The 18,479-nt window shown below is 53.9% G+C and carries 16 protein-coding genes and 1 pseudogene; 10 read left to right on the plus strand and 7 right to left on the minus strand.

The genetic code is table 11. The features are described 5' to 3' along the window. Positions 1-3,501 (plus strand): S-layer homology domain-containing protein (locus PAT3040_RS27205; protein WP_181376867.1); only part of this gene is annotated, 3,501 nt, incomplete at its 5' end. 545 nt (positions 3,502-4,046) lie between these two features. Here PAT3040_RS27205 and PAT3040_RS27210 read toward each other — a convergent pair. Continuing rightward, positions 4,047-5,420 carry a dicarboxylate/amino acid:cation symporter gene (locus tag PAT3040_RS27210; protein WP_179215908.1) on the minus strand — a complete coding sequence of 458 codons (1,374 nt, stop codon included), beginning with the start codon at positions 5,418-5,420 and terminating at the stop codon, positions 4,047-4,049. 403 nt (positions 5,421-5,823) lie between these two features. Between PAT3040_RS27210 and PAT3040_RS27220 the strand changes: the two genes are divergently transcribed. The 4 genes from PAT3040_RS27220 to PAT3040_RS27235 all read left to right on the plus strand — a co-directional run bounded on the left by PAT3040_RS27220 (position 5,824) and on the right by PAT3040_RS27235 (position 8,313). After that, positions 5,824-6,630 (plus strand): hypothetical protein, encoded by an 807-nt coding sequence (locus PAT3040_RS27220; protein ID WP_108995150.1) that lies wholly within the window; start codon positions 5,824-5,826, stop codon positions 6,628-6,630. Between the two features lie 53 nt (positions 6,631-6,683). Then, entirely contained in the window at positions 6,684-7,457 is a 774-nt protein-coding gene (locus PAT3040_RS27225) for a hypothetical protein (RefSeq protein WP_108995151.1), read from the plus strand. Positions 7,458-7,565: 108 nt separating this feature from the next. Beyond that, the gene (locus tag PAT3040_RS27230) at positions 7,566-8,120 is read left to right on the plus strand and encodes a TlpA family protein disulfide reductase (protein WP_108995152.1); all 555 of its coding nucleotides are present in this window, start codon (positions 7,566-7,568) and stop codon (positions 8,118-8,120) included. A 1-nt stretch (position 8,121) separates the two neighbouring features. Beyond that, positions 8,122-8,313, plus strand: coding sequence for a YheC/YheD family protein (locus tag PAT3040_RS27235; protein WP_258235182.1), 192 nt, complete (start codon positions 8,122-8,124; stop codon positions 8,311-8,313). An 81-nt stretch (positions 8,314-8,394) separates the two neighbouring features. Here PAT3040_RS27235 and PAT3040_RS27240 read toward each other — a convergent pair whose 3' ends face one another. Then, a complete protein-coding gene (locus PAT3040_RS27240) occupies positions 8,395-8,943 on the minus strand; it encodes a DUF1697 domain-containing protein (protein ID WP_108995153.1) in 549 nt (182 codons plus the stop codon). A gap of 396 nt (positions 8,944-9,339) precedes the next feature. Here PAT3040_RS27240 and PAT3040_RS27245 point away from each other — a divergent pair, with 396 nt between their 5' ends. Next, positions 9,340-10,743, plus strand: a complete 1,404-nt coding sequence (locus PAT3040_RS27245; protein ID WP_219930325.1) for a stalk domain-containing protein — start codon at positions 9,340-9,342, stop codon at positions 10,741-10,743. A 237-nt stretch (positions 10,744-10,980) separates the two neighbouring features. On the opposite strand, the gene PAT3040_RS27250 is transcribed toward PAT3040_RS27245, so the two are convergent. Continuing rightward, positions 10,981-11,841 carry a DUF975 family protein gene (locus PAT3040_RS27250; RefSeq protein WP_108995155.1) on the minus strand — a complete coding sequence of 287 codons (861 nt, stop codon included), beginning with the start codon at positions 11,839-11,841 and terminating at the stop codon, positions 10,981-10,983. A gap of 154 nt (positions 11,842-11,995) precedes the next feature. Continuing rightward, complete coding sequence (locus PAT3040_RS27255) at positions 11,996-12,760, minus strand: TetR/AcrR family transcriptional regulator (protein WP_087571806.1); 765 nt, start codon at positions 12,758-12,760, stop codon at positions 11,996-11,998. 206 nt (positions 12,761-12,966) lie between these two features. Between PAT3040_RS27255 and PAT3040_RS27260 the strand changes: the two genes are divergently transcribed. Together PAT3040_RS27260 and PAT3040_RS27265 are read left to right on the plus strand one after the other, a co-directional pair. Continuing rightward, positions 12,967-13,947, plus strand: a complete 981-nt coding sequence (locus tag PAT3040_RS27260) for an ATP-binding cassette domain-containing protein (protein WP_108995156.1) — start codon at positions 12,967-12,969, stop codon at positions 13,945-13,947. Next, a complete protein-coding gene (locus PAT3040_RS27265) occupies positions 13,944-14,780 on the plus strand; it encodes an ABC transporter permease (RefSeq protein ID WP_258235183.1) in 837 nt (278 codons plus the stop codon). The genes PAT3040_RS27260 and PAT3040_RS27265 overlap by 4 nt, the downstream gene beginning before the upstream one ends. Before the next feature lie 524 nt (positions 14,781-15,304). On the opposite strand, the gene PAT3040_RS27275 is transcribed toward PAT3040_RS27265, so the two are convergent. The 3 genes from PAT3040_RS27275 to PAT3040_RS27285 are packed head-to-tail and all read right to left on the minus strand — an operon-like array spanning position 15,305 to position 16,933. After that, entirely contained in the window at positions 15,305-16,267 is a 963-nt protein-coding gene (locus PAT3040_RS27275; RefSeq protein ID WP_108995157.1) for an NAD(P)-dependent alcohol dehydrogenase, read from the minus strand. A 2-nt stretch (positions 16,268-16,269) separates the two neighbouring features. Beyond that, positions 16,270-16,485 carry a helix-turn-helix transcriptional regulator gene (locus PAT3040_RS27280; protein ID WP_108995158.1) on the minus strand — a complete coding sequence of 72 codons (216 nt, stop codon included), beginning with the start codon at positions 16,483-16,485 and terminating at the stop codon, positions 16,270-16,272. Between the two features lies 1 nt (position 16,486). Then, positions 16,487-16,933: a hypothetical protein gene (locus PAT3040_RS27285; protein WP_108995159.1), complete on the minus strand. Its 447-nt coding sequence runs from the start codon at positions 16,931-16,933 to the stop codon at positions 16,487-16,489. A 656-nt stretch (positions 16,934-17,589) separates the two neighbouring features. Between PAT3040_RS27285 and PAT3040_RS27290 the strand changes: the two genes are divergently transcribed. Then, on the plus strand, positions 17,590-18,270 hold the full coding sequence (locus PAT3040_RS27290; protein WP_108995160.1) for a hypothetical protein: 681 nt from the start codon (positions 17,590-17,592) through the stop codon (positions 18,268-18,270). Between the two features lie 12 nt (positions 18,271-18,282). After that, positions 18,283-18,479 (plus strand): annotated as a pseudogene (locus tag PAT3040_RS39060) (VWA domain-containing protein); the annotation flags it as partial.

Below are 18,479 nucleotides of genomic sequence, written 5' to 3' on the forward strand. Positions count from 1 at the left end.
ACGTCGATTAAGAACTTCGATACGAGATTGGCGGGACCGAATCCCATCGAGGGGAGTAGTGTGCCTGAAGCCAATCGGGCATTCGATATTACGAATCCTAACAGTATCTACGGGGACTTCACTAGACGTTACGTCGATCTGGGCGCTCGTTATTTGACGAACATTAATGAGCATACGGCAGGACAATCCGGTACGCTATCGGCTGAGTATAAAGTAACGACCGTATCAAGCTCATCCTATACTCCTCCTGGAGGCGCGGGAATCAAAACGGTGAATATCGCCGAAGCGCCGTTCTTGTTCATTTACAACAAAGGCCACAAAGAAGGCGTCGATTCCGCTCCTATTGTAGCATCCCTAGAAGGGATTGGAAGTGCCGGAAGCCTTGCTGCATTGCAGGACGGCAGCGGAGCCGAGGCATACAAAACGGCGCTTCGCGGCGTATTTGACGCTATCTCTCCTGAAGGCACTAAAGAGGCTAAATTCAAAACATTGACGAACCAGGAGTACATTCCAGGCTCTTACAATGAGTTTAGCTCCACCAATATTTTTGACGGAACAGATCCTAGCGCCGTTATCGATTCGGTGACGCTCGATGAGTTAAAGTACGTGCTTAATCAGGAGGGCACGTTCGCGGTATTCATTGGTTGCGCGTGGTGCGGCGATAGCCAGGGTATCGTAAGATACTTGAACCTGGTTGCTAGCGAATACGGGGTAGACAAGGTTTACAATTGGGACTTTAAGCTGGATGGCGGCATTGGCGGGCTTACGTCCGTTACGAGACCGACTAACCCAAGGTACGCCTATGGTGAGACTTTAGACGGTAGCGCGTTGCATGCTAGAACTAAAGATAAAACAATTACACATTTTTACACTGATGTAGTTAACACGTATTTGAAAAATCTGGTTTCGCAGGACACGAAAAGAGATGCATTCATTACAGGTACTATTCCTGGAACAAGCACGACAGTATCCTCGGCGAGAGTTCAAGCTCCTTATATTTTCGTGTACGACAAAAGGAATGTAGACGAAAACGGCAATCCGGCTCCAATACTGGGCCATGTTGAATTAATGGGCGGCTGGAGCGTGACCGGTAATCCAACTACTGCAGCTGCCAAGTTGCGCATTAACAGCTTAAGTACCTTATTCTCCAGAATCGAATGGAAACCTACCGGCTTGACGGGCGCTAGCCCAACGTCGCAAGGCGCGGCTGACGGAGCTATTGTTGGTATCGAAAAAAAATTCTTGGAGTATAGGCTCAAAGACAACGGTAACTATATCCCTGTTCCAAATACGGGAAATCGTGTAGAAGGTCTTGCTCCAGGCGTTTATGAGATCCGTTACGCGAAAAAAGCAGGTTTTGACACTTCTAACAACACTGCCGGAACAGCGGCTTCAACCCTCTATCCAGAAGGACCCGCAATTGAAATCGTCGTTCCCGAATTCCAGGCGGCGCCGGTTGGAATTGACGGCATCGCGCCGACGGAAGCGGGCGGCAACGGCCAGATCGTCCTGATTGAGGACGGCGAGATTCAGGATCTGCCGGAAGGCTTGGAGTATAAGCTTGATAATGCTCCGGATTCCGCATATGCGGCCGTTCAAGGCGTTGCCATCAGCGTAGAACCCGGACATTATTATCAAGTTCGATTCGCGGCAAAGACGGTTCAGGGCATCTACTACGCGCCGAGCGCATCCGTTACCGTCTACGTAGCCGGTTATCAAGAATTGGTGCCTCCGGACAGAACGAAGCTCGGCGTCGTACATACCACGACGCTTGAGAACAACGATGGGCAAATTACGGGTCTGGACGCGGTATCGGCAGATCATCCCGATTATCAGCTGGAGTACAAAAAAGACGACGGCGAATATGCCCTGTTATCGGAAGAAGCCATTATCGCAGGCGAGTTGACCGGATTGTCTCCCGGCACGTATTACGTCCGATATGCGGCTTACACCTCGCCTGACGAGGAGACGTTTAACCCAAGCCAGCCTGTCGAGCTGACGATCAAAGGCAACGTTGCGGCTCCGACAGGGCTTGCAGGCGTAGCGCCTACAACCAGCGGCCAAAGCAACGGCAAAATTACGGGCACGAATACCGGACTGGAGTACCGTTCCAGCACGGAGTCTAATTATCATCCCGTAACGGGCTCGGAAATTACAAGCCTGGCTCCGGGCAGCTACCTGATTCGCGTGAAAGCAACGGATACGACGCTTGCCAGCGCCGATACAACGGTTACGGTTCCGCAATATGTTGCTCCGTCCCAACCGGATAATAACACAGGTGGCGGCGGAGGCGGAACGACAACTCCAACGCCTGAGCTCGTAACCGAGCTGACTAACGGCGCGCGGGCTGACGTAGGCGCCAAGCTGGACGAAACATCCGGCACATGGCTTGCGGTCGTCCCGGATAACGTCGTGAACGCACTGCTCGAAAAAGCGCAAAAAGCAGAGAGCGAAGGCAAGGATGCCTCGCTTGAGATCCGCGTAGAAGAGGCAGTTGCTTCCGGCAACGTACAAGTAACATTGACTCGCAGCGTGTTCAATACGCTGGTATCGGGTTCGAAAGCAAGTCTGACGATCGATGTAGGTTTCGGCACCGTCACGTTCGACGTCGAAGCGCTCGGCACGATCGCGGGCAATGAAGACGAAGGCGACATCAGCTTCATCATCGGCAAGTCGGAGTTGACCGAGGAAGGCAAGGAAGTGCTGGGCGACCGCCCTGTCTACGATCTGCTCGTGTACGCGGGCCAATCGGAAGTATCCTCGTTCGGAGGTTCGCTTGTGAAGGTGTTCTTGCCTTACCAACCTAAGCGCGGCGAAGATACCAACGCACTGATTATTTATCATGTTAATGAAGACGGAGAGCTGAACCTGGTAGAGGGTCAATACAACCCTTCGGCAAAAGGTTTGAGATTCTCGACCGAACACTTCTCCCAGTACATTATCGGCTACAACAAAATCGAATTTGCCGACGTAGCTTCGTCCTCCTGGTACGCCTCTGCGGTGTCCTACCTGGCGGCGAGAGAAATTACAAGCGGCACGGACGAGAACCATTTCAGCCCGAATGCCAATATTACGCGCGGACAATTCATCGTCCTGCTGTTAAATGCATATGGCATTGAAGCGGACGGAGCGGGCTCCGACAACTTTGCCGACGCTGGAAACACGTATTACACCGGTTATCTCGCGGCCGCCAAACGTCTGGGCATCGCGAACGGGTACGAAGGCAACGTCTTCGCGCCTAACGACACGATCTCGCGTCAAGAGCTGTTCACGCTGTTGTACCGGGCGCTGACGGTGCTCGACAAGGAACCGGCTTCAAAAGGCGGAGCCAGCCTGAGCGACTTCTCCGATCGGACTGACGTTGCAAGCTACGCGCTGGAGTCTCTAGAAGCGCTCGTGGAAGCGGGTGTGGTGTCCGGATCCGAAGGCAAGCTGAATCCGCGCGCGGCATCTACTCGGGCACAAGTGGCGCAAGTGCTTTACAATCTGTTGTCGAAGTGATCCAACTGAATTTAGCGTTATCGGAGAGGGGCAGCCTATGCGGGCTGTCCTTCTTTGCGTTGGGAGAAGAAAGCTTATCGCCACATTGCGAAAGGGAAAAGCTCCCGCTATTTTGGCCAGTACAACATCGCACAACCAATTAGACGGAAAACGGCCCTTTAATTCGCTTGATTGAAAGACACTTCGGCGGAAAGGGGAAGAATAGAAGGAGGTTTTCCATCTAATCGCTTAAACGCAGGCGTGGAGCGGAGTTCTGTGATGCAGCTTGGTACGCATGACGCAACGTAAATAGCAAGCTGTCAGAAAACCTGCTTGGGAGAACGCGGGGTTAGCAAAACGATGGATGGGCGCGATGGGGATAGTGTGGTATAAGGAGCGAGCGTGCATGCAAGAGCCTATTCCGGCTGCTGCAAGGGAGGGACAACCCTATCCACATACAAAAAAAGGAAGCCCTCCGAAACGCAAGCTTGTAGCTTGGCGTCTTCGCAGGGCTGTTATTCCATAAAAAACGGCGGCCAGACGGCCGCTGTCGTGCGAATCCGGCTTTAAGCCGGATTCAGGGAAACTTCCTCGTCGTCGCCGCGGTTGAAGGCTTCGCGGTCGAACTCGCCCTCGGACTTGGCGACCAGAAGCGAAGTAACGGTCGTGCCCGTAGCGTTGACGGCTGTACGGCCCATGTCGATCAGCGCTTCGACGCCTGCGACGATCGCGATGCTTTCGAGTGGCAAGCCGAGCGCGCTTAACACAACGGTCGTCGAGATGACGGCCGGTCCAGGAACGCCTGCAACGCCAATGGAGGAGATGATGCTGACAAGAACCAATATAATATAGTCCGTAAACGTCAGCGTGATATCAAAGATTTGCGCCGTGAAAACAGCAACGATGGCCGGCCAGATGCCGCCGCAGCCGTTAAAGTTGACGGATGCGCCAAGCGGAGCAACAAAACTCGCGATTCGCGGCGAGACGTGAAGGCGCTTCGTGATGACTTCCAGATTGACAGGAAGCGTCGCGTAACTGCTGCGCGTCGAGAAGGCGACCGCAACCGTCGGGTAAATTTTGCGGAAGAACTTGAGCGGATTCACTTTGGCTACCAGCAGAACAAGTCCGCCGAATACAAGTACGAAATGCAGGATCAACGCCACATAGGAAGTCAGGATAACGCTGCCCAGCTCCTGAAGCGTATCCCAGCCGTAGCGGGCCGTAATGCCGGCAATAAGCGCGAACACGCCATACGGCGTCAGGCGAATGACGAACTTTACGACCTGATGAAGCACTTGCGTAAGCGATTCGATCAGATCGCGCACCGGTTTGACGGACGCTTCGTTCCGGGAGCCGACCTTGATGATCGCGACGGCGATAAAGATGGCGAAAATCAGGACGGGGACGACTTTGCCATCGGCAGCTTCGCTAATCGGATTGGATGGAACGAGCTGAAGAATGACCTCCGAGAACGTCGGAATCTCGCGAGCTGCGAAGTCCGATGGAACCTCCAGCTGCAATCCTTTGCCGGGGCTGAAAATAAGCGCGACGATAAGGCCGAGAATGGAGGCGATGCCGGTCGTTCCCAGGAACCAGGCAAACGTTTTGAAGCCGATTTTACGAAGATAATCGAGACTTTTGAGCGATGCGATACTGTTTAATACAAGCACGAAAACAAGCGGGATAACGAGCATTTTGATCAGATTGACATAGATGCTGCCGAAGGTGGTGATGCCCTTAGTTTCTAATGAATCTAAGTTTTGGAATAGTATCCCAATAGCTAATCCGATGCCTAATCCAATCAATACCCTTGTGCCGAAGCCGACCCGTTTCTTGGCCAAATAAAATAGCAGCCCGAACACGAAGACGGATACGGCGAAGCTGTACCAGTTCGTTTCAATTGCCAGAAGCAGGTTGTTGTCAATGTTGTTCACTTTCATTAAGCCTCCTAAACCTATATTTTTTGTCGGAATAATGTATTCACTGTACAGACTACTTATTACACTTGTCAATGCATTTTTTTAGCGGATTTTTTAATTCCGACAAAAACGATGGGAAAAATAAAATAAATGATTGACACCTGAACAAAAGCGTCATAAACTAAAGCCAGATACAGGAATGAGCTGCCAAGCAAGAATGTTCGAAGACAAAAGATCATAGACAATCGACTGGATAACCAGAGATTCAACGGTAGCGCGGTAGCGCTCATTGTTGGATCTTTCTTTTTTTGTCCGAAACTTATGCAAGTAGGCATCTCCTCCTAAGGGGTCGTCGGCGACTGTATCGAGATGTTTGTCCGGACTATCCACCCTAATACAGAAAATGAGAGGAAGGTAAACAATCATGACTAAAAAAACAATCTCCAAAAAATTCTCCATCACACTGACGGCTTCTGTAGCGGCCTTCACACTAATTACTTACGCGGCGGTGTCCGCTAACGATTCCCTGGCTTCGCCGCCTCCGGCCGAAGAAGCCGGCGTCGTTCAGTCCGTGACAACGAACGAGTCGGAGGCTCCTGCAGTAGAAGAGGCAGCAGTTGAAGTCACGGCGACGAACGAAGCGGAAGCAGCACCGGCTGTTGAAACAGCAGAGGTCGCTGTGACGGATGAAGCTGCGGCGATCGAGTCAAGCGCTGCTGAGCAAGTACAAACAACGGAAGCTGCGACGCCTGTCGTTCCGGCAGCTGGCGCCAAAGCGGAGCAAGCAGTTGTCAAGTCGGAACAGCCTGCTGCAGCTTCCAATAATGCAACGTCCAAACCAAACACGTCCAAAGCGGCGGTATCCGTTGCATCCTCGACAGAAACGAAGTCGGAAGCACCTGCCGTGAAGCCGGAACCTCAGGCAACTACGGCTCCTAAGGCTCCAGCAGTCGTTAAGGAAGAAAAGCCTGCCGTTCAAGCGGCTGAATCCGTGAAGGAAAGCAAAGCGCCGGCAGCTCCTGCCGCAACGCCGGCACCTGAGAGCAAGCCGGCCACGACGAAAAAAATCGTGAGCACAAACAATTCCTCCAAGCCGGTATCTGTACCCAAACAAGAAACGAAGCCTGTTGAAAGCTCCTCGTCTTCATCTTCGTCATCGTCGTCGGATTCGTCCTCCGCACCTTCAAGCTCGGATTCGTCCTCTGGCGGCACGGAAGAGGAAATTTGCTAATACAGGCGGCGCACACGATGCAGGATAGATGAAGGGGAAAGGATGAGGCTCGCATGAAGAATGTAACCAAATGGTCCAAACTCTCTATTACGCTGGCGACGTCGATTGCGGCATTCACGTTGATTACGTATGCGGCTGTGTCGGCTAACCAGACACATAACATTGCGGAAGGCGCGGCACCCGATTCTAAGGTGACGGTCACCGAAACGAAGACTCTGGAAAGACCGGATGTAATCGTTGCTTCGGATTCCGGAACGCCAGCCGTCGAAACGCCGGCCATCCAGGAGCAAGCCGCTCCAGTGGAAGCTGCATCAGAGAAGGTCGAGAAACCGGTTGCCGTTGCTGAGGAGTCGACGACGGAGACTTCGCAGGCCAAGCAGCCAGTATCGACGGTTGCTGAGAAATCAGTCGCACAAGATCATGCTAGTAAGCAGCAGGCTCCCGTCTCCAAGGAAACGAAATCATCCGTAACGGTTGCCTCTGCAGCGGCTCAGCCATCGGCAGCGCCGAAGGCGAGCGCTCCGGAGCCGGCTGGCACGGAGCCGACCCAAGCTTCGGTCAAAGTCGATTCGCCAAAAGCGGATGTTAAACCTGCAGCCGAGAAACCGGCACCAGCTCCTGTTGCGGCGGCCGAGCAGGCTCCTGCGGCAACGGCAGCTCCGGAGAGCAAGCCGGCGAAATCCGTGAAGATCGTAAGCGGAAGCCAATCGGCCAAACCTATCGTCGTACCTAAGCCGACGGCTATCGCAAGCAGCCAATCGTCCACCCCTTCTTCCAGCTCGGATTCGGCTCCTGCCGAAGAGGAATATTGCGAAGAAGAGTGCTAATGCATGAGGGATGGCCTGGCCATCGATTATACCGGATCAAAGAGGGACGCGCGGCATGACGGCCGCGCGTCTTCTTATTTAATGAAGTAGAAGAAAGGAGCGAGTCATATGAACAAACCCGTGCTGCTGGGCGGCGCAATCCTGCTGCTCGTGCTAATCGCCGGATACATCGCGAACCAGAATGGAGCAAGCAGCGCTGAGGCCGCTCCCACCGTCGTGTATGGTCAAGACGAACAGGGGGAAGAGACGGTCGCCGACTTTACGCTGCTGGATCTGTCCGGCAATCCCGTCTCGTTGACCGACTACGCGGGCAAAGTCGTCTACGTGAACTTCTGGGCGACCTGGTGCAAATGGTGCAAAAAAGAAATGCCGGACATGGAGAAAATTCATCAAACCTATGCGGACGAGGACTTCGTCATTCTTGCGGTCAGCGTCGGCGAGGAGTCTGGCAAAGTGGAGAGCTTTATCGGAGAACATGGCTACACCTTCAAGGTTCTGACGGACCCGGAGAAGACGGTGGCCGAAGCCTATCGAGTGAGACCGATCCCGGTATCCGTATTCCTTGGCCGGGATGGACGCATTGCCCATCAGAAGCTGGGATACATGACGGAAGAGGAAATGAAGGCTCAGATCGACCCGCTGCTTGCCGAAGATGCGGCGTAATGTGATGGTTCAGAAGACGAATCAGGGGAAGTGGGTCAGCACAGCGTTGTTCACGAAGATCGGCCGTCCCGGCAAGGTAGCGACTAATTATAAGCTAGGGGGAAGCATCGGCTACTTCGGGCCTACGATGAAGGACAAGACCTTGTACCGCCGCATTATGTCTTATGCCAAGCAGTATGGGCGTAAAGGCTGACAAGGGAACGACTTCCTTCGGTGCGAACGAGCCTTCCTGGCTACTCCCCTCCGTGGCCGTGATGTTCGGAGGAGGAGGCCATCAAAGCCCGGCCGCCGCTTTCATCAGATCATGGATTTTGCGAGCCGTATTGACGTTGCGAACAGTGACGCTAGCGTAAAATTTGGTGCCGATGATCTTGTTCATGCCGCTTCGCCCTGCATGCTGCCGATCGTACGACCATAGAACTGCGCCTGGGATATAGATAACCCGGTCTATCTCGGGGGTAAGCTTTAGCCCTTCCAGTACGGATTCGTTGTCGATCTCCTCCCACAGATAAAGTACATCGCTTTTCATCTCCCCGTCATTGGCCCAATGCTCCGGCAGCGCGGCCATGATGGCTTCGATCTGCTCGATTGTACGGACCATGACTCTAATGGACAGTCCGAAGTCCGAAGCGATGGCTTCCTCCAGCAGGGAGGATAGTTCCGGGGCGGTGCGATTGTCATCCGTAAAAATAATATTGCCGGTATTAATGTACGTAACCACGTTGCTGAGACCTGCCCGCTCGAACGTTGCTTTCAGTTCCTTCATATTAATTTTGTTGTTGCCGCCTACGTTGATGCCTCGCAATAATGCGATATATACCATGGTCTGTGATACCTCCTGCGCGTGGGGAATCTGATATCTACTATTAGAAGCATTATACTAAAAAAATCTTCCGAAAGGCAGAAGAAGGGGCATTCCGGCTTGTAACCAAATGAAAAGCGTTCAGTCTGCCCGGGTACGGGCAAACTGAACGCTTTTAGAATTTCGATCGCCAAGTTCCCTTGTTTCTCTACCAATTGTTCGGCGTTATGGACCTGCTATAATATGCTTTTTTTTGTTTTTGTAATCTGCATTACACAATTCTACTAAAGGATATGTTATAACTGAAACTGAAAAAAGGTTAGCAAATGATCATTTCCTTCAAATTTTTATAGATCGGCGCAAGATATATTTAAAACAGGAGATGAATTCACATTTTTTAATAGGGAGATGAAGAGAGTGGGACTAAGAGGTAGAGGAAGAAAACGGAGATGGTACAAGGTTGCGAGCTTAACGCTTCTTACCGTGCTGCTGCTGTTCGCGCCGGTTGCTCAAGCAGCAGGTGTGTCCATCAATGTAGACGGAAAAGTCGTAAAGGAGAACATGAATGCAATTGTAAAGCAAGGGACGATGATAGCGCTGATTCAAGACATCGCGGAGCTGCTTGGCGCAACATATTCGTGGAACGAGAGGACGAGCACACTTACGGTCAAAAAAGGCGATACGGTTGTGACTTTCTTAGAAAATTCGCTTAAGGCGTCTGTCGCGGTTAACGATAACCGCATTGAGGTTGCGCTCGGACAACCTATGCAGACCGTCGACGACGAGCAACTTGTGCCCATTCGGTTCTTGGCGGAGCTGTTCGGAGCCAGCGTAAATTGGAATCAGGGATTACAGCAGGTGCAGCTCCTGCTTGGTGCGGTCAAGGGCGACAAAGGAGACAAGGGAGAGAAGGGCGACAAAGGCGACAAAGGCGATGCGGGAGCCACTGGGGCGACCGGTCCGTCCGGGTCAACAGGACCTGCGGGTCCTCAAGGACCGCAGGGTGATCCCGGCCCGGCGGGAGCAGCGGGCGCAGATGGAGCTGTTGGCCCGGTGGGTCCGCAAGGTCCGCAAGGCGAACGGGGTATTCCGGGGCTCGACGGCGATAATGGAGCGGTTGGCCCGGCAGGCCCGCAAGGTCCGCAAGGCGAGCAGGGAATTCCGGGGCTCGACGGCGATAATGGAGCGGTTGGTCCGGTAGGTCCACAAGGCCCGCAAGGTCCACAAGGCGAACAGGGAATTCAGGGGCCGGCTGGTCCGGCTGGAGCCAATGGAGCGGTCGGTCCCGCAGGTCCGCAGGGCGATCCCGGTCCCGCAGGCCCGGCTGGAGCGAACTATACCGCTGAGGGATTCTCGGCATCTTTAGTTCCGACAACGGTTACGAATACCCAGACGCTGAGCGGTTGGAATGTCGCATCGCCGTTTTATGCAGGTACAGGCTTCGATCCGGCTTCGGGCCAATTCACGGTGCCTGCCACAGGCCGATATGCTATTAAGGCTACGGTGAATTACAAGACGACGGCAGCGGTTACCATCTCGCTGGGAGCGGGTATTGATCCATATTTCGCAGTACAACGCGTATCGCCAATGGAATCCACGCTGGTATCCGGCGTCATTCCGATTTTGAATGTGAACGTAGCGCTGGTTCTATCGCTTAGGGCGCCGCTTGGCAGCGCGACCGTTACGCTGGATGGGGAGGTTGATCTAACCGCCGGGGATGTCCTGGAGTTGAAATATTTCGACGACGGTATGACTTTGCCGTTGGATATCGGCAAGGAAGCGCCAACCACATGGTCCATCCACCAGTTGTCCGGCAACTAGGGCGTGTCTGAAAACCCGCTCTGGGGCATCTTTCACCGCCTTTCCGCCCCCTGCTTCGTCACTTTTGCTTGATGTACCCCCGGTACACCTTTACAAAAGTTCCTTGCATGGAACGAAAATTCGGCAAAATCTGCTCCCCTCAGAGTATTCAGACACACCCTAATCGACGCAGACGCGTCCGCACGCCAAAAAGGCCTTCCTCCGCTAGCAGGGGGAAGGCCTTTTTCCGTAAGATGGCTAGACGTAAATCGGCGGAAAGTCATCCGTAAGCCGAAGCTCTTGCGGAGCCGTCATGCCGCGTTCAAATGCTTCCTTGCGCAGAGTCAGATAAAGCTCAGCCTTCGTTGCGTTATAATAAGGCAGCACAAAGAGGTAACCGACGAAGAGAGCCAGCAAACCGAGCAGGAACCAGCCGATAAAGCTGAGATCGAGCACGAAGATCCGGAATTTATGTCCTCGCGTCATCTGATTGCTAAGCTGCACAGCCCGCCTGTAGCCGATGTTGGGATTATCCGCCAAAATATAAGGCACGAGGCTGTAGGCGTACGATTTGATAATGCCCGGAATAATGAGGAGCAGGTACCATAGGAAATTTAGCAGCCCTCGCCAGAACATCGTTTTAATAATATCCACATATCGTCCCTTGCCGAACGCATACCCCAGATTATTAAGATTTCCATCCTGCTCGGCCGCCTGCTTGAAGTAGCGTCTGCTCCCGACCTCCAGCGGAGACAGCAGGAAGATGCGGAAGGCGAGCGCGAACAAAAGCGCAACGATAAATATGATGACCATAATAATGATGAACGGTCCCCAGAAGCTCCACTCGATACTGGAAGAGGTGCCAAAGTCGTCGTTATAGATGAAAGAATCGATGATATCCTCTTCGACGTAAAGCTCGTCTTCGCTATAGCCGCTATCGACGGAGCTAAACGATTCTCTGAGATCGCCCCAGTCGCCCGAACCCAAATTCAGATTGGCCCCGAAGCCGCCGCCTCCCCCGCCTACAAACAACAGGATGATGCTGACCAGGAATGCCTTCCAATACGTTGTCCGCAATACATCCTTAGCTCTCTGCTTTAGCTCCGCGCGTGTCCACATTGCCAATCCCCCCATATATGCTCTGCCTTTCATCTTACAATACGAAACACCGGATTTAAATAGAATATTTCCAGCGCTTCCGCATTTTGAAAGATGATTGGGCTGTCGACGCTGAGCCGAGGGCGATTTGAACAGATGAACGCCTAAGGCAAGGCTACGTGGCTTTCCCGATCAACGCGGCCGTGCCGGCGATAATGCGCTCCAAGCCGAATAGATAGGCATGCTCGGGACTATAGGCGCTTTGATGCATCTCGCCTGCGGCATTGCCCACGCGGGACGAGACGGGAAAACGGCTCCAGTCGGTTATATTGTCAAGCACGGGAGATAACTCGAGCCACCATTCGTTATCGTTCAGCTCGGAGGAGGCTTCGGTCCGCTTCATGCTGAATTGAAGCCGCGCGCAGCTCTCCACGTGCATGAGCAGAAGCGAAAGCGTGGAGTCCATCTCGATATCGGAGAGGCCGATTCCGTCCAGCGCGCATAACTCAAGCTCGTATTTGAGCAAAACATGAGGACCCATCACGGGTCTTCTGCCGGAGAGGTCGACGATCCAGGGATGCTTCCGGTACAACTCCCAGTTGGTCTTGGCGATGTAGCGTATCGCTTCGCTCCACTCTCCTCCGCATGCTCCCCGGATATCGCCGCCGCTGTCATATAGATCCGCCTGAGCTTTGTCCAGCATCAGGTCCAGCAGTTCGGACTTGCTGGGCACGTAGGTATATAACGACATGGCGCCAACTCCCAGACGCTCCGCCACCTTGCGCATCGACAATTGCTCGATGCCGTTCTCATCGGCCATCTCCATGCCGGCAGATACGATCTTCTGTACGGTTAGGCCGCTTCGGCCCGGTACGGTCTGCGAGCCCCATAAGAGACTCAAGCTGCGGGCATAGTCATTTCCTTGTCCATTAGTGGGCATTGAAGGCAGATCTCCATTCCGATGATGTGATAACACTATTATACACGCGTGCATTGACAGTTAAAAGCGATGAGTGATACACTGTACCGTACAGTGTACGACAGTGGTTTGCGGCAGAGAGGCTAGACTCGAAGCCGCATTCCCGGACGTGCCGTAATAACGAGGCCAGACGCTTCTCTGGCTATTCGAAGGGGAGAATGCAAGCAATGGGAGCCCATGCGTATGCCATTCAAGCTCGCAATGTGAAGAAGCACTACGGGAGAACGAAGGAGGGACCAGGGCTGAACGGTCTCACGCTGAACGTGCCTGCTGGGAGTATCTTCGGACTTCTGGGTCCGAACGGAGCCGGGAAGACGACCGCGGTCAAAATATTGACGACGCTGCTCCGCATGGACGAAGGCAGCGCCACTGTCGCGGGGTACGACGTTAGCAAGGAGGGACATCTCGTCCGTTCAAGGATCGGGCTGGCTGGACAATACGCCGCGGTCGACGAGCAACTGACGGGCTATCAGAACCTGGAGATGTTCGGACGTCTGAACCGACTGCCAAAGGGGCAGGCAAGGAGGCGCGCCGAGGAATTGTTGACGCAATTCGATCTGACGGAAGCGGCGGGCAGAGCCGTGGGCAAATATTCGGGAGGGATGCGCAGACGGCTTGATCTAGCTGCCAGTTTGATCGTGTCGCCGGACGTGCTGTTCGTCGACGAGCCGACGACCGGCCTGGACCCTCTTGCCAGACAAGAAGTGTGGGGAGCGATCCGCTCGCTTAAAGAAGCGGGGACAACCGTGCTGCTTACGACGCAATATTTGGAGGAGGCGGATCAGCTTGCGGATCTGGTCTCTATTTTGAAGGACGGAAGAGTGATCAGAGAGGGAACGCCCGAGGCTCTGAAGTCTTCGTTCGGGGGCGACCGCTTGGAGGTGACGCTGCTAAGACAAGAGGAAGTCGTGAAGGCGGAACGTATTTTGCGCGGAATCGGCGGGGCTTTTGTTCTCGTAGACAACGCCGCGAACCGAATCAGCGTGCCGGTAACCGACCGTACGGGCTCGTTGCTAAAGGCGGCAAGCGCGTTTGCGGACTCGGGGCTGGAGCCGGAGGATATAGTTCTGCGCAGACCAACCTTGGACGAAGTATTTATTCATTTTACGGGACAGAACGGAGTATCGAATAAGGAGGAATCCAGATGATTACGATGGAACGTAACGTGAAGAATATTCAACCTTCGGGCGCCGCACGTATCAGATATGCTTTCACCGATGTATGGGTATTGTCGAAGCGGGAGCTGCTGCATTGGGGAGGCAATCCTTGGGGGATTATGATCGGATGGCTGTTCCCTGTCATGATGCTGCTTATGTTCGGCTACCTGTTCGGGGGAGCGATGGCGGTTCCAGGGGGAGGCTCGTACTTCGAATTTCTTATGCCGGGCATGTTCGCGATGACGATGTTTTTCGGTGTGGAGAGCACCGTCATGGCGGTAACGACGGATGCCTCGAAGGGCGTCACGGACCGATTTCGGTCGATGCCGATTCATGCCTCGGCCGTTCTGCTGGGTCGATGTATGGTCGATATGCTTAATTCGGTCATTGGGCTGCTTGTGTTGATCGTGACCGGTCTATTGCTCGGCTGGGGATGGCATGAAGGCGCAGACCATGCGCTTGGGGCATTCGGCCTTTTGCTGCTGCTGAGATTTTCGCTGCTGTGGGTCGGCATCTTCGTAGGTCTTCACGCGACGAATCCGCATAACGTGTCGATGGTGCAACTGCTGGTATGGCCGGTGGGTTTCCTGTCGAATGTCTTCGTCGATACGACGACGATGCCCGCCTGGCTGGGAGCCATCGCGGAGTTTAACCCTCTGTCGGCTACATCGACGGCGGCAAGAGAGCTGTTTGGCAATCCGGGCTTGCGCGGCGAGAGCTGGATGTCGGAGCATGCCCTGCTGCTAGCCGTTGGCTGGCCCGTATTGCTCCTGGCGATATTCTTGCCGCTGGCGGTACGGAGTTATAGAAGGTTGAATCGGTAAACGCATTAAGCCGCCAAGGGGTGGGGTGCAGCCGGGACCCAACCAACGGACCGACGAACGAAAGAAGGCGAACGAAGGAACCAATGAACCAACGACCAACGAACCAACCGACGAACCAATCAACCACCGGACCAACCAACGGACCAACCAACGGACCAACAAACGGACCAACCAACGGACCAACAAACGAGCCAACGAACGAACCAACCAACTAACCAACGAACGGCGAACGAAGTTGCACTTGCTAATCAATCGTAGAAATATCTAACGGACATCAGCGACACAATTTGCGCTTTTTTTGATGGAAGCAAAATCTAACGGACGGGAGCGACGTTATTTGGTCGGTATGAAGCAAAAAGATGCTCGGATGGCACAAATAGAGCTGTGTATGTCCGTTAGATTTTAGCAACCTTAAAAAATCAAAGAATAACGTCGCTCCTGTCCGTTACGTTGCAGACTCGCTCGCGCCTATGAGACTTAAACTTATTCTACAAGCGGTCATGCGTACTCGGAGGAATGTGCTCTTAGAACGTAATGACCACATTCCCTCTCTTGCGTTCCGTATCCACGTATGCGTGCGCTTCCGGGACTTGATCCAGCGTATATTCGCGATCGATGTTCGCTCGGAGCTTGCCGGCCTCATAGAGCTCGTTCATATATTGCAAGTTAGCCTTGTTCTGCATGAGGCCGGCCGTTGCGAATTTGGCTTTGCGGCCTCGCGACAAGGAGGAGAGGAGGACGGCGAACAGAATCGACATGGACGGGACGGTGGAGAGATAGACGCCGTTGGCGGTGAGCGATCGCTTGCAATCGGGGAATGTTCGCTTGCCGACCGCGTCGAAGATCACGTCATACGCATGGCCATTCTGCGCAAAATCCTCGCGGGTGTAATCGATGACCGCATCGGCGCCGTTTGCAAGCACCAGCGCCGAGTTTGCGCCGCTGCATACGCCGGTTACCTCTGCGTCGAATACCTTGGCAAGTTGTACCGACGCCAGCCCGACCGCTCCGGAGGCGCCGATGACCAGCACCTTCTGGCCGGGCTTCAGCTTGGCTTTGTCGCGAAGGAAGGTCAGCGCCGTGGGGGTACCGTCGCAGATCGCGGCAGCTTCCGCGAACGTCATGCCGTCCGGCATGACCGCAAGCGGCTTGGATTCCGGCAGGCATTTGTATTCGGCATGGGCGCCGGAAGTAGCCGCGCTAATGCCGAATACGCGATCCCCGACGCGAAACTGCTTAACGTCGCGGCCGACGGCGTCGACGACTCCCGCAAGCTCCGTGCCCAGGATGGGCTGCTTGGGTTTCTTCAGCCCGTAGACGAGCCTCACGATGAAGGGGTCTCCCTTGCGGAAGGCGCAATGCGACGGACCCACGGTAGCGGCCGCTACCCGAATGCGAACTTCATTATCTCCCGGCTCCGGCTTAGCGACGTCCTGCAACTGCAAGACGTCCGGAGAGCCGTATCTCGTACAGACGATCGCTTTCATCCTCATTCCTCCTCGAAATAAAAAACTTCCTCAAGCGGAACGCCGAATGCGCGCGCGATACGTAATGCGAGCTCCAGCGAGGGCGAATAATTGCCCTTCTCGATGGTGACGATGGTCTGCCTCGTGACGCCTACCAGATCCGCGAGCTGCTGCTGCGTCATCTCGTTCCGATTGAAACGAAGCTTGCGCACATGATTGCCAATCAGACTCTTACTCATGTCAGACTCCCCTGCGATAGTAATAAAGCTGCGCGATATACCCGGCGACCTCCGACAGAAAGGCGAAGCCGACAAAAGTGACGAACATCGTGTTCGGCGTCATGCCGAGCGCGAGCGTGCCCATGGCCAGCACGGTACCCATGCTGAACGTGTAATGGGTAACACGGGTCGCCTTCAGATCGATCAGCTTGTCGAGCTCGTCGGCGAATGAAGGTTCGTCTTCGTTCGTGACCATCCGGTTAATGATCGAGAAGATGATATGCAGAATAATTTTCGCGACGATGGTGACCGGGATCAGCACGATGACGAAGAGGCCCCAAAAGCGGAAGGGATCCTCTTGATCGAGAATGCCGAAGGGCGCGTTTTGAAAGACGTACAAGCAATAAGAGCCGAAGATCAGGAAGGTGCTGAGCAAATAAAAGAGCGTTTTTTTCTCTTGAAAGGACAAACGGAACGCCTCCTCGACGCATGAAAAGTAAAGTTCGATATACACAATGTAAAATAAACTATACATGAAGTCAAGTTAATTTTACCAATAGTATAAACGGGGCCGCTTATTGAATAGCAAGGAGGAGGCCGTCGATTCATTGTGTGCAAAACTGGAAATGAGGCTGCAATCCATCATCGCCAACCTGTTAACGGAAATAAGGGCCCTTATATGGTTCGTTTGGCGTGATTTTAAAATCTAACAGAACTCTGCGACGTTATTCGGGAGAAATCCAGGCAAACCGCGGACTTTTGCCCATCATAAGGGCTGTCAGTTCCACTAGATTTGCGAAGTGCGGCTTTTTGCTGAAATAACGCCTCTCATTTCCGTTCCAGTTGCTCCCGTTCATTTCTTACCGAACACTTGGCTACAATTTCACCTTTGCACAATGAATAGACAGCCTCAGGAGCGACATCATTTGGTCGAAATGAGGCAATATGATGCTCTTGTGGCATATAGAGTGGTGGGCAAAAAATAGGGAACATAGATCAAAAGAGTAACGTACAGACCTGCATATCCCAATTAATGTAAACTTGTCCATCGAAAGAGCTTGTTATGCTCGGCATATCGCGGTTCATAACCGGAATAGGTTAAGTAGTAGCGGGGAGGTGCGGTGAATGGGCGGATGGTCGAAAGCATGGAGGCTGGCGTTGCTCGTATCGGGAACCATCGGCCTGAACGTCGCGGCGTTGTCTCCCGGCCTGGGCGGTGCGAGGCTGACGGGAGGGAGCTCCTTCGAGACCGCCTTCGTCGTCACGCTTCTCGTCATGAGTCCGGTGGTGCTTCTGACCGGCAGCCATGCCATCCTCTTTCGCGATGCGCCCTCCGCGCCGCGTCTGCCGGAATGGCGTTCGCCGGAGGCGTATTGGCTTGCATTCGTTCGTTTCCGCCGCAATCGCGCGCTCAGACGGGAGAGCGAAGCCGCATTGTCTCAGCTGGAGCGCATGGAGAAGAAGGTGAACGCCTTGCTGGGATTGCTGGGAGAACGGTTTAATCCGGCGGAATTAAGCTACAAGAGGTTCGCATCGGCGATTGCGGCGGTCGAGGAGTTGTTCTATGGTCATGTGCGAGAATTGTTGGGATTGCTCCGTCTTAGAGAAGCGTCAGCGATGGCAACGGGCTGGTCGGCTGAATCCGCGGGTTATTTGGGGGCGAACGAAGAAATTCTGCTTAAGCTTGACGGTCTGCTTGCGGAACTGGCAAGGCTCGGCGGCGCGGATTACCGGGATGTGCTGCTCATGCCGTGCATGAAGGACATCGACACCTTAATCAACCAGACCAAATACTACAAGCCGTGAGGGGGGATAGAGATGGCCGGCAGAAGCGGAGGAAGAACGGCAATGCTGCTTGGAGCAATCACGATATTCGTCTTCGTGGCCGTCTACTACGGGATTGCTTTCACGTCGGACTGGGGGCAGCCTGCGGGCGAAGCGTCGACGAGCAACGCCGATAAACGTCTGGATAGGCTGGTTCGCCGCATCGACGTGACGATAGCCGAGCCGGTAAA

This window comes from Paenibacillus agaridevorans (assembly GCF_003112455.1).
GTDB classification, from domain to species: domain Bacteria; phylum Bacillota; class Bacilli; order Paenibacillales; family Paenibacillaceae; genus Pristimantibacillus; species Pristimantibacillus agaridevorans.

Coding starts and splice junctions, on each gene's coding strand:
- PAT3040_RS27255 (WP_087571806.1), bottom strand. CDS start 12,760: ATGCCCACTAATGGACAAGGAAATGACTATGCCCGCAGCTTGAGTCTC.
- PAT3040_RS27275 (WP_108995157.1), bottom strand. CDS start 16,267: ATGAAAGCGATCGTCTGTACGAGATACGGCTCTCCGGACGTCTTGCAG.
- PAT3040_RS27210 (WP_179215908.1), bottom strand. CDS start 5,420: ATGAAAGTGAACAACATTGACAACAACCTGCTTCTGGCAATTGAAACG.
- PAT3040_RS27265 (WP_258235183.1), top strand. CDS start 13,944: ATGATTACGATGGAACGTAACGTGAAGAATATTCAACCTTCGGGCGCC.
- PAT3040_RS27230 (WP_108995152.1), top strand. CDS start 7,566: ATGAACAAACCCGTGCTGCTGGGCGGCGCAATCCTGCTGCTCGTGCTA.
- PAT3040_RS27280 (WP_108995158.1), bottom strand. CDS start 16,485: ATGAGTAAGAGTCTGATTGGCAATCATGTGCGCAAGCTTCGTTTCAAT.
- PAT3040_RS27240 (WP_108995153.1), bottom strand. CDS start 8,943: ATGGTATATATCGCATTATTGCGAGGCATCAACGTAGGCGGCAACAAC.
- PAT3040_RS27260 (WP_108995156.1), top strand. CDS start 12,967: ATGGGAGCCCATGCGTATGCCATTCAAGCTCGCAATGTGAAGAAGCAC.
- PAT3040_RS27290 (WP_108995160.1), top strand. CDS start 17,590: ATGGGCGGATGGTCGAAAGCATGGAGGCTGGCGTTGCTCGTATCGGGA.
- PAT3040_RS27220 (WP_108995150.1), top strand. CDS start 5,824: ATGACTAAAAAAACAATCTCCAAAAAATTCTCCATCACACTGACGGCT.
- PAT3040_RS27250 (WP_108995155.1), bottom strand. CDS start 11,841: ATGTGGACACGCGCGGAGCTAAAGCAGAGAGCTAAGGATGTATTGCGG.
- PAT3040_RS27225 (WP_108995151.1), top strand. CDS start 6,684: ATGAAGAATGTAACCAAATGGTCCAAACTCTCTATTACGCTGGCGACG.